The sequence below is a fragment of the Verrucomicrobiota bacterium genome (assembly GCA_016871495.1).
Classification (GTDB): Bacteria; Verrucomicrobiota; Verrucomicrobiia; order Limisphaerales; family VHDF01; genus VHDF01.
The window spans coordinates 40,319-51,522 of the sequence record VHDF01000031.1 but is presented as its reverse complement, the minus strand read 5'-3'; the positions used below and the strand labels follow the sequence as shown (position 1 = coordinate 51,522).

General features: G+C 60.0%; 5 protein-coding genes. 1 reads left to right on the top strand and 4 read right to left on the bottom strand.

Annotated features, from left to right (window positions below; translation table 11 throughout):
- From FJ404_09095 to FJ404_09085, 3 genes are all read right to left on the bottom strand, one after another.
- Positions 1–192 (bottom strand): DUF4372 domain-containing protein (locus tag FJ404_09095; protein MBM3823025.1); only part of this gene is annotated, 192 nt, incomplete at its 3' end.
- 2 nt (positions 193–194) lie between these two features.
- Positions 195–3,644, bottom strand: a complete 3,450-nt coding sequence (locus FJ404_09090; GenBank protein ID MBM3823024.1) for a hypothetical protein — start codon at positions 3,642–3,644, stop codon at positions 195–197.
- Between the two features lie 13 nt (positions 3,645–3,657).
- The gene (locus FJ404_09085; protein MBM3823023.1) at positions 3,658–3,855 is read right to left on the bottom strand and encodes a hypothetical protein; all 198 of its coding nucleotides are present in this window, start codon (positions 3,853–3,855) and stop codon (positions 3,658–3,660) included.
- Positions 3,856–4,452: 597 nt separating this feature from the next.
- Here FJ404_09085 and FJ404_09080 point away from each other — a divergent pair.
- Positions 4,453–5,814, top strand: coding sequence for a DUF1080 domain-containing protein (locus FJ404_09080; GenBank protein MBM3823022.1), 1,362 nt, complete (start codon positions 4,453–4,455; stop codon positions 5,812–5,814).
- An 82-nt stretch (positions 5,815–5,896) separates the two neighbouring features.
- On the opposite strand, the gene FJ404_09075 is transcribed toward FJ404_09080, so the two are convergent.
- Positions 5,897–11,068 (bottom strand): hypothetical protein, encoded by a 5,172-nt coding sequence (locus FJ404_09075; protein MBM3823021.1) that lies wholly within the window; start codon positions 11,066–11,068, stop codon positions 5,897–5,899.
- Positions 11,069–11,204 lie beyond the last annotated feature (136 nt).

The window sequence follows — 11,204 nt, the reverse complement described above, 5'->3', positions numbered from 1 at the left end:
GATCAGGCTGACCAAGTGGCTCCAGTGGCTGAACGTTCGCGAATGATCCTCCGAACCCTGTTCCCGAGCCGCCTCGCTGACCGCGTGCGACGGGATATGATTGCAAACCTGATGAAGAACTGTGAACTTGCTCGTGGTTGAGTTGATGCTTTTCTTTTTCACTTCTGCCTCGTGGCAGAATTCAAGCGTCAACTCTACCCTTCATTTTCTCGCTTCGGCTGTGGGATGACTGTGTTGTCTAAGTAACGGGTGTTTGCATAATACCAGAGAGTGCCTTCCGGGGTCACAAGCAACTCTCGTGGCGAAAGCGAGTTAGTGTCCGTGAAATAGGTCAGGCGGTCGCCGTCCAGTCGGCCTAGGCCGAACACGCCAGCGATCCAGGCGACATTTCCGGGACCGACAGCAATTTCCATGACCGGACCACCCCGCCAACCGTTCGCTGCCGTATGATTCGTTTGAAGTCGGCCATTCATATCGAACCGGTAAATGCCCTGGTCGGTTGCACCCACCAAGAGTGCGCCGTCCTCTACGATTCGGGCGGGAGTGAACGGTCCGCCAAGCACGCCTTCCCTTTCCCCAAGGAGATGAAAAGCGCGAGGGTTGTATCGTGTCAGTCCGGCGGACGGATGACCGAACCATAGACTTCTATCCTCTGTTTGCACGATGGATCCAACCCTCGACTCAGCGAGACCGTCGTCCTTGGTGAACATGATGAAACTTGTCCCGTCGAATCGAGCGACTCCGTTTTCACCGCCAAACCAGAAATGGCCTTCGCGATCTCGATGAATGCTGCTGATGGAATCCACCCCCAGACCACTCTGGATTTTCACCGTGCTGAATTTGCCCCCACTGTAGCGCATCGCGCCCATGTCTGTGCCGATCCACAAATTGCCATGGTCCGCCGTTTGAATGGCGGCAACCCAGGCGTTTTCCGCGAATCCGTCGTTTCTGGAAAACCTCGTGATGTTGGTGTCTCGGATCCGGACCAAAGATGTTCCGCCCGCGCCGTATCCGCCGACCCAAAGAGTGCCGTCGGATTCGTGCGCCATCGCCTGGACTGTCGTGATCGGAAAATCATTGGTGGCCGTCAGGTGCGTCCAATGGTTGCCGTCAAAGCGCGAGAGGCCACCGCTTTCCCAAGACCCGTTGCCGACCCAGAGCACGGCGTGCAGGTCACGCACGATGGGACCAATCGAGTTGTGTAAGAGTCCATTCGCGGTCGTGCAATTGGTGAACTTGGGCCCGGAACTTTGCGCGTTGTAACGCGAAAGGCCGCTCGTGGTTCCGAACCACATCACCCCATCCGGATCGCAGTGGATGGACGTCACGGAGTTGCCAGCCAGTCCGTCTGATTTCGTCAAGGTCGTAAAGTGATGCCCATCATAGCGTACCACTCCGCCGGAGGTTGCTGCCCAAAGAATACCTTCCGGATCCACAAAGAGCTTTCGAACTTGCCGGCTAGTCAGTCCATCTTGAAAACCGAAGGTGCGAAAAGTTCCCTTTTTGAGCGGCGCAATTCGAAAATCGATTTCCGGAGGCTTCACAGATCCGGCCTCGGCGTCAGCAAGCAGGACCCGGTTTGTGGCCTCGACGAACCCGCCCGGGACGTGGCATCGCAGTCGATAGGCACCGGGAGCAAGGTTGGCGAAGGAGTATCTGCCCCGGTCATCGCTTAACGTGCCGCCCGCCGGGCGGTCGGTCTCCAACGCGGAACCGATCTGGCTGGGGTTGACTCTGAGCAGTTGCACCACGATTCCCGCGAGCGGTGTGTTGGTGACGAGTGCAAAGACCGTGCCCGTGATTTTTAGACCTGGACGGAGAGTAAAATTGAGGGTGGCCGTCTGGCCTCCTTCAAGGACCACGCCGAGTCGCCAGGCGTCTTTGTCGTTGCTGACCGCTTCGATGTCGTAAGGCCTGCCGTTCGGCAGGAGCACATGTCGGAACGAGCCGTCGGCGCTTGCTTCGAAACTCGCAACTTCTTCGCCGCTTTGCTCCATACGTACTTTGGTGTTGGGTGCCGGTTTGCCTGATTCATCCGTGACGCGACCCGAAATCACCGCCGGGCGGAGGAGGCCCGCCGCACCCGGGCGTTCTGCTTGGACGACCGCGGCGTTGCCCATGAGTTTGCCGTGAAATCCGTTCGTCGAAGCATCCCGCGCCGTACCGTCTTCAAAATTCCAAAGTGCGGCGAGGGACTCCTCTCGTCCGGTCAACCGCTTGTGCATGTTTTCACGAATCTGGCTCTCGGTTCGAGCGCCTCGCCAGACGCGCACTTCACTCATTTGGCCGTCGAAATCTTCATCAGCCGAGAAACGTTCGCGTACACCGGAACGGCCCAGATAATTTGAACGATTTGTGATGCTGCCGTAGTTGTCGTCGGCTGGCGGAAGATTCGAGACGATGAGAGAACCGTTCAGATAGAGCCGTGAGACTTGTTTCGAAAGCACCGTTGCGATGTGTACCCATTCGTTCGTGGTCAGCAGCGCAGGAAGCACGGCGGCACGAAAGCGGCCGTCGTGCTGGTATTCCTCAAATTGCAACCCATGGCTAAGCTGTCTGTTGTGGACGCTGAAACGCCCCTCTCCGAACTCCACGTCAAAAAAACGAGAACTCGCCCGGAAGCTGCGCCAACGGCACCATCCTTCGATGGTTATCGCATCCAGATTTGTAAGCATGTTGGGCGGAAGTTCTACGTAACGATCCTTGCCATTGAGTTCGAGAACACGCTGGTTTCCTTCAGAACGCATGGAGGCTGGAGGTTCTTCGACGACGACCTTGGCGTTGCCCAGCATCTTGCCGTCGTGTCGGCCGGGCGAGAGATCTTTGACCACGCTGTTCTCGACGGTTTCGAAGTTCCACAAGCCGACGAGATCGGTTTCGTTTCCGGCGAGCCTGCTGAACATGGTGTCGCGAATCTGCTCCTCTGTTCGCGCAACCTTCCAAACTCGAAACTCGTCAATCTGCCCGTCGAAGGTGACCGGATCCACCGCTCCGCCTGACCGGGCGTTCCAACGGCCGAGATAATTCCGCTTGCCTGAGATGCCACTGAAGCTTTTGCGGTAATCATTGGTCCTGACGAGGGTCCCGTTCAAATAGAGCTTCAGGCCTTCCGGACCGGAGACTGCCGCGAGGTGGCTCCATTGCTGTAGTTGAAGAAGCCCAGGAACTACGATCAAGCCCAAGTCGCCCTGGACATTGACAAAAAAGTGGATGTCCGACGGCCCGCCAAATCCCTGCCCGCCGACCCCCATATCGTTCACAGTTTCACCGAAGCTGAAAAAGCGCTGATAGCTCGACGTGCTTCGCCACTTCACCCAGGCCTCCACAGTGCCCTCGGTCAAATTGGTGAAAAGATTCGGAGGCAGTTCGACATAACTGCCCTTGCCGTCGAGTTCGAGGACGCGGTTGGTTCCTACGGGTTGGGCCTGGAGGGGGGAGTGTGGCGTGAACAGGAGGATGAACAGCCCAAGCACGGCGACGATTAGCCGCCAGGTCTTAGACTGCACCGACCCCGTGGCGTTTTTGGCTGCCCACAGGACTGGCGAAACGAAGCAGAGGACCGTCGCAGACCTGAACCCTCTCGCCGGAATGGCGGAGGATATCCGGTTCACGAGTTCCGCTTGCGCGTTGCGCGTCGGCATCATTTCAACCCTCGCCCTACATTTCCGAGATGAGCCGGCGCAGTACCGTGCCGGCGGATGTCGAAAGCCGGTCGATGCGGCGAATCAAGCGGGATTTGCCCAAAACACGAATCTGGTCCAAGGCGATATCGGCCTCCTTGCCGGCGCAGCGGACGCGCAGCCGCACGCCGCGAGAATTACCGATGGGGCTGACGGTCAGCTCTCGGATTTTCATGATGTGAATAGCGTAATTTCATCAACGGCGCGGCTCAATTGATTTTTGCCGCAGGTGGCAGCAATGGCCAGGACGAGTCCTGTTTTGAGGTGAGTGAGTATGTGAGGTGCCGAGTTAGGTATTTCTGTGACGGAGCGATTTTTGGGAGCCGGGAGTATGTGGAGGAAATGTTCGGAGCGATGAGGGAACGGTTCGGACCGAAGCGGAAGTCGGGAGCGAGGCGGATGAAGGGAGTGGCGGAGGAATTGTTTGCGCTGAGGAATTTGAGGTTAAAGGTGGTGCGAGTGCCGGAAAGGGATAAAGGCGGGTGAGGGGGCAGGAGATTTGGGAATTTCGAGTTTCGAATTGCGATTCAGAGGCGAAGTTGGATGGCTGTGCTGTGGATTTTTCCGAGAGGGCTTCGGTGCATCCCGATGTTGCCGGTGATGCGGGTAGGGCGCGTCCGTCCCGGCGCGCCGCCGGAGCATGATGTTTTGCATCCCGTGGGCGGCGGGCTGGGACAGGCCCGCCCTACCAACAACATCGGGATACACGGAGAGGGCTTTGGCAGGCGGGACTGTCCTTGTCAGCTGACTGAATTTGAGGAGAATCGAACGCATGAACTCCATGCGGATCTCTTTAGGTTTGGCCGTGCTCATTCTTGGTGTGGGTCGCTTGGGCGGCTCTTCTCACGCGCAGGAGGCAAGTTCGTCGAAGTTTCAATTACCCGCCAGTGACGAAGGATTGGCGGGGCAGGGGCCGATTCGGCGTTATGATTGGTTCAAACGGCTATGGGTGGAGCGTCGCGCTCGATGGGCTGAGCGGGTTGAGCGGGACGCAGGTGCGGTGGTTTTTCTCGGGGATTCCATCACCCAAGGCTGGGGAGACGATTTTTCCGGCTGGTGGCCCGGGCTGAAAGCGGCCAATCGCGGCATCAGTGGCGATACTTCGCGGGGCGTGTTGCTGCGGCTGCGCGAGGATGTGCTGGCTCTCAAGCCGCGGGGGGTGGTGTTGCTGATCGGGACGAATGACTTGGAGGAGAAGGCCGAGCCAGAGACCATCGCCGGCAATTTGCCGCTGATTCTGGATGAGATTGGACGCCAAGATCCAAAGCTTCCGGTCGTGTTGTGCCAGGTGTTTCCGAGCTCGGCTGCAAAGTCCCGACCTTCCGACAAAATCAAGAAGCTGAACCGGCTTTACGCCGAAGCGGTGCGGGCTCGTGAATCGGTGACTTTGGTGGAGACTTGGACGTTGTACGCCGACGACCAGGGAGATGCGCCCGCGTCGGAGTTTCCAGATTTATTGCACTTGAACCAGGCGGGCTACGCGAAGTGGGCATCGGCTTTACGTCCGGTGTTTGCCACTTTGGGTTGGGTAGAGACTGAAACGTACGAGTTTGCACCTGAACCCGGTTTTGAGAGTTTGTTTAACGGACGGGATTTGACCGGGTGGGGATATCGCGTCACTTCTGAGGCGGATAAAGAGTCGGCACGGAAGTGGAAGGCGAGCGATCCGAGCGCGCCGCCTTGGCCCGTGGTGGAGGCTCCAGTGGCGTTTGACGGCAAGTCGGAAAGCCGGGATGGAAGGTATCGAGCCATTCGAGGGCGGTTGGTCGTGGCCACACCCAGCGAGGGTCGAAAAATTCAGCAACTCTACACGACGCGCGATTTTCCCGAGGACTTCGTGCTGCGGCTTGAATTCCGGGCCACCCCCAACGCGGACAGCGGTATTTTCATTCGCGGCCGGCAATTGCAGTGCCGGGATTATCCGCTGGCCGGCCCCTACAAGAAGCTCCGGAATTATCGTCCGGGGGGGTGGAATGAGATTGAAGTGACGGTGAAAGGGGGCGTGGCGTTTTGCCTTTGCAACGGTGAAGTGATTGAGGAAGCGATGAAGGTGCCTGAGACGGGCCCCATCGGGCTGGAAGGGGACCGGGGCCAGATGGAGTATCGCCGGTTGAGAATTCGGGCATTACGTTGAACGGGCGCGGTTCGATCTGGCCCGCATTGCTGAGACTCAATGGGGAACGTTTCCAAACCCTGTCGAGTGTGAAACAGGCGGGTTAGAACACGGACAGTCGGTAATAGCGGTGTTTAAGCGAGGCGGGCGGACTATCTCTGAAAACGACCCCGCCCGGCGTGGCGGGTTTGTGAGGATCGCCGAGCTTGGACCAGACGCCGGATTCCAAAGCATCCCGATATTCGAGTTGATGGGTTTTTCCTGCCTGTGCTTCGTATTGAATTTGCACGATATTCTCGCTGAGCGAGGGACGCCTGACGGTGAGTACAACACCCTGTGAAAGAGGCGCGCCGCGGCCTGGTGAAGGAGCGCCGGCCATCCAGTTGGCGGCATCGTTCCCGTAGAGACGATCGCCCCGGCGTTGAAGGGACGCGCCGCCGCCGTCCGCTTCGATGGGCCAGGGGAGTTGGTCGCCGTAGCGCACGCGGTCCACCAACACGAAGGGCACATAACCCACGTCGGGTCCTGCGAGCGCGGGTCCATCGGGTTTGAGCAAATCGACGCGATCTTCCGCGTTGGAGAGTTTGCCCCGGTAGGGGCCCAAGAGGGTGACATTCGCGGGCACGGCGTAGCGGGATTGGAAAGATGCCAGGGCCGCGGCGTTTGTGGCGGGGTTGAAATTGACGAGCAAGAGGTGGCCCCCGGGAGCAAGCCGGAGTCCGGGCGGGAGTTCCATTTCGACTCCTCCCCGGACTCGCCAGGTGTTGGCAGGGTACGCCGGATCGAAGAGTGGTTGCTCCAGCGGTGATGTGTTCCTCAGTTCGACGAATTCATGCACGGTGTCGTCGGTGCGGTTGGTGCCCGAGACGGCATCGGGCGGGTGATACATGATCTCGGAGATCTGCACCGGACTCAGGCGGGGCGCGGCGTTGGGAGCGCCACGTCCCGTTCGAAAGCCAGCAAGCGTCGCGGCTGGTTCCGATCCGAAGGTTGTTTGAGACAAGGCGGTGAAGTCGATGCCCGTGGAGGTCGTGAGGCGTCCGAAGGATACGCCGTTGAAAGCGGGGCCGAATTCCGCTTCGGCGCGATACCCGGTCAGGTTGCCGGAAGCATCCGCTGCGGAGAGAATGATTTGGTCTCCCCGTGACGAATTCAGCGCGAAACTGGTCGGGGCGTTGGTGTCGGCATTGAACTGGGATTCGAAGAGGACCAGAAATCCGGAGGGAGGCAACCGCGTGCCCGCGGGCAGGCGATACTTCTTGGGAGTTCGAGGATCGTCGCTGAGAAACCATCCACCGACCTCGACGGCAACGGTTGATGCGTTGAAAAGTTCGACGGAGTCTTCCAACGGCGGATCGCTATGGCTTAGCACTTCGTTGATGACCACGTCGTTCAGGGGAAGGAAATTGGGACGGCCTTTCGTGGCGCTGAGTGGGAAAGAAACGATGGCGGCGGCGCCATCAGGGAGCCGCCCCTGGGACACTCCGGCGCGTTGAGGACCGAAAGTGACGGAATCCACTCGTCCGCCGCTGGAGGAGAAAAGTCCGATCACATCCCCGCTGGCGGAGAGTCTGAAACTCGTGTGGTCGGGGCCGGCGTCGGGGTTGTTGTCGGCCGTGAAGGAGAGATGCCCTCGAGCCTCGATGAAGGTCAGGGCGGTGATGGGAGATTGGGCCGGATTGGACAGATCTCCCGTGAGGAAGTGACCGCCCAGGGCGACGGGGAGCTCGCTGCGGTTGTGGAGTTCGAACCAATCGTCCCCGGATTCCGGGCTGGCCATCCATTCGTTGAGGACGACGGAGCTGAGCGGTGCGGTGGGAGCGAGGCGATTGGCGGCGGCGGGTGTCGGCTCGTTGAGCTGCCATTCACCAGAGCCGTGGGCGGCGCGTCCGATGGAGTGATCGGGAATCTGGGCTCCGAATTGGACGCTGTCCGCGACGGTGAAGCCCGTGGGGCTTGGCGCGAGCAGGAGCACGGTTTGACCTCCATCGTTGAGCTCGAATTCGCTGTGTAGACCGGGAGCATTCGTTTCATTGTCACACCAAATGACCAGACGGCCTTTGGGGGCAATCTGTGTGCCGGCGGGAAAACGGAAGCGGGAGGGATTCAGCACGTCGTCCGTCAGCGCAAATCCGTCGAGGCTCAACGTGCGGTCGGAGGTGTTGGCGATTTCGATAAAGTCGGAGGTCGGCTGGCCGGCGGTGCGCGGCGTTCCGCGGCTGGCTTGCACTTCATTGAGGGCCAATTCGCCCTGGCTGGCGGATGACATCGACAAATGTTCGAGGGTCAGTCCGAACACGACATCGCTGCTGGCGGCGGCGGACTGATGGACTTCGGCGGCCAGGGTGTTGACGCCGGAGTTCAAGTTGTCCACTTGAATTTCAAAAGGGCCTTCATAAACCGCGTCACCGACGTTCACGTCGGCGAGAGCGGAGTAGGCGGGGGCCGAGCCGCTCACGCGGTTTCTCCAAATTTCCTTTCCGTTCAGGTAGAGCACGGCACCGTCGTCGAGCACGGTATTCAGGCGGAGCGTGCTGCGGGCGGGACCGGAATAGTTGAAGGTCCTGCGGAAATAGAATGTGGTGGGGCCGAGGGTGAGGGTGGTGCGGATCGGCTCGGGGAGGGGGGCACTTTCGACCGCGAGCAGGGCGGCTCCGGAAGCCCAGGTGGAATCGTTGAAGCCCGGCGCTTTCCAGGCGGTGCCCAGGTCGATGCCGCCCTGATGGTAACGCCAGACGGATCCGGCATCGATGGAGACGAGACGGACCGCGTTCGTGCTCGTTGGGGGAGTGCCGCCAAAGATGAAAGAACTTTCGTCGGAGGGCAAGGATGGGCGGCCTTGTGCGTCGAGGTGGGTTGCCCGCCAGAAGTAGCGGGAGCCGAATTCGAGTTCTTCGAAGGGGATGGGCAATTCGATCAAGTGGGTGGAGCTCGTGCTTTTGAACACCGGGGCGAGGTAGGATCCCGCCGCGGCGCGGATTTCCCAGAGCGTTCGCGTGTGGCTCAGGCCGGGGGTGGCGCTGTGGCTGTAGGAACTGGTGCGGAGGGAGACTCCGGGCACCACGCCCGCGTTGGCGGCGGGGCTGACGGGCAGCGGCTTGTTGGGGCGTTGAAAGACTCCGAAACCGCACTGTTGGTTGACGGAAGTGAACCGGGTGTTGGCGAAGGAGCGGATCGAGGAGAAGCCCATGGCGCTGATGTTTTCGGGATGCAAGAGCGTGTTGTTCAGCAGGTAGAGACGTTCTTTGTACTCCTGGCGAAACGCTTTGATAAAACTGTCCTTGATGAAGTTCGGTCCGCGGAAATTGTTGTTCGGGTCGCCGACTTCTCCGATGTAGATGGAGGAGGTGGCGGGCGTATTATCGCCGCGTCCGAACCACGCGTCGCAATCCCACGGCAGCATCCCCCACTTGCCGTTGCTCTTGCGCCAGAGGAAATGGTTTTGGGTGGTGTCGTCCCAGGGGCAGCACCAATTCTCCACCGCGATGTAGTTGAGCATGGCGTCGATGTCGAAGTGTTCGAGCATGAACGCGCGCAGCCGCGGAACATTGGGGTTGGGCGAGGTGTGGGTGTCACCGCGCGCGGCCCAAAGTCCGTCGAGCAGCTTTTTGATGTCGGTGGAGCCTTTCCATCCGTGGTTTTGGAGGCTGTAAGTCCACTCGTACATTTTCCAGTCGGGCCAGGTTGGCGCCTTGGAGAGTCTGCGTCCGTCACCGACTCCGTAGGGTCCTTCTCCGTTGGACTGAATGGTGCCGACGCTCTTGTAGATTTCGCCGGGAGCTTCCAGCGGCGTGCCCGGATTTTGGGTGCGCTGTTCGGCGTGGAACGCGTCGAGCATGTCTCCGTTGAACTCGCCCTGTTCCAAGCGCTGCAGGACGGCGTTGTTGTTGAGATAGAGATCGACGTAACGAACTTTGGACACGGGGAATCCGGCGTTGATGAAGAGATTGTGGCCGACGACGAAGTCATTGCCCTTGTCGGTTTCGAAAATAGCGTCGGTGCCGAGGAATGGGTTGTAGCTGGGGAAATGCCACTTGAAGGAGTTTCGATCGGCCCGCCGGTTGTAGCGGCTGCCGTGGTGGCGCATGCGAATATCCCGGACCACGCCGTCGTGGACGAAAATGGCCGGTTCAGTGGCGTTCCAGGAAGCGCGGGGTGTGCCGGGGGGATCGGGAGAGGTGACACGGCGGGGATTTCCCGCGATGTTGGCCGCGAGACGATTCAGGCTGGCCGTGGAAATGAAGCAATCGTAAATGGGTTTGGCGGAACTCCGCGCCGGAGAGACGAAGTAAGCGTGCCAGGAAAATGGGTCGTCCGCACGAGGGGAGACCACCTCGCGGCGGCCCGCGCGCGAAGCTACGATGCGATAGCGGACGACGCTGCGTTCCGCTCTCCCCGGCAGGGTCGCAGAGTAGGCCAGGCTGCCTGCGGCGGCGGTCATGGGCAGAGTGGACACGGTTTCTCCGGTCAGGTTGATGTCATCCACGAAGGATTCGATTTCCACGGGGCCGAGTTCCGAGCGGTCTGAGAAGATCGCTTCGACGAGGGCGGGTTGGTCCCGGCGGATGAGTCTCTGGCGGTCGGCGGCTTGGCTGGCGCTTAACCCGGTGACGATCGGCAAGGGTTTATCGCGCCGGAAGGCGTTGGGCTTGCCGGGGCTCGGATTGCCGGGGATGGGCGAGGCGACCCAATTGGCGGGGTCGTTGCCCGGGTGGGCAAAGCTGACCCGTTCGAGCGATCGTCCGCGATACTGGTAATCCATGTGGCGCAGACCGGTCCATTCTTCGTCGGCTCCCATGGAGTTCGCGGCGATGGCCCAGGGGAAATGGGACGCGTAACTGACGGCGTCGATCACTTGATCGGCGGCGTTGCGCAAACGGAGGGTTTCTCCTTCGTTGCTCAACTGTCCTGTGAAGGGGCCCTGGAGGCTGGATTCGGTCAATGAGTATGCGGGAATCTTCGCCAGGCGGGACTTGTCTTTGGCGACCACAAGGTAACCTCCTCCCGCGATGCTGGAGCCGGGTGGGAAGGTGAAATCGATCCCGCCCGACAGTTTCCAACCCGCGAGAGGGACCGATGAGGTCCCCGGGTTGTGAAGTTCGACGAACTCATGAACATCGCGGGAGAGGTCGAGGACCGGGGTGCCGTCCGAATTGAAAGCGGGCAACTCGACGGGGTGATACATGATTTCCGAGAAGAACACCTGGGCGCGCGCGAAGCAGAGATTGCCGACGAGGAAGCCTAGGGCGGCAAAACGGAGACAGAGATTGTTCATGAGGGAGCGAATTCGGACCACCCGCGTAAGATCACCGAGTATGGGATCGTGACGACCTCGGTTGGATGAGTAAGGTGAAGGGCACACTTCGGACGAAATAAAGCACGAACCATTCCATGATGGAAGCGTGATCGGG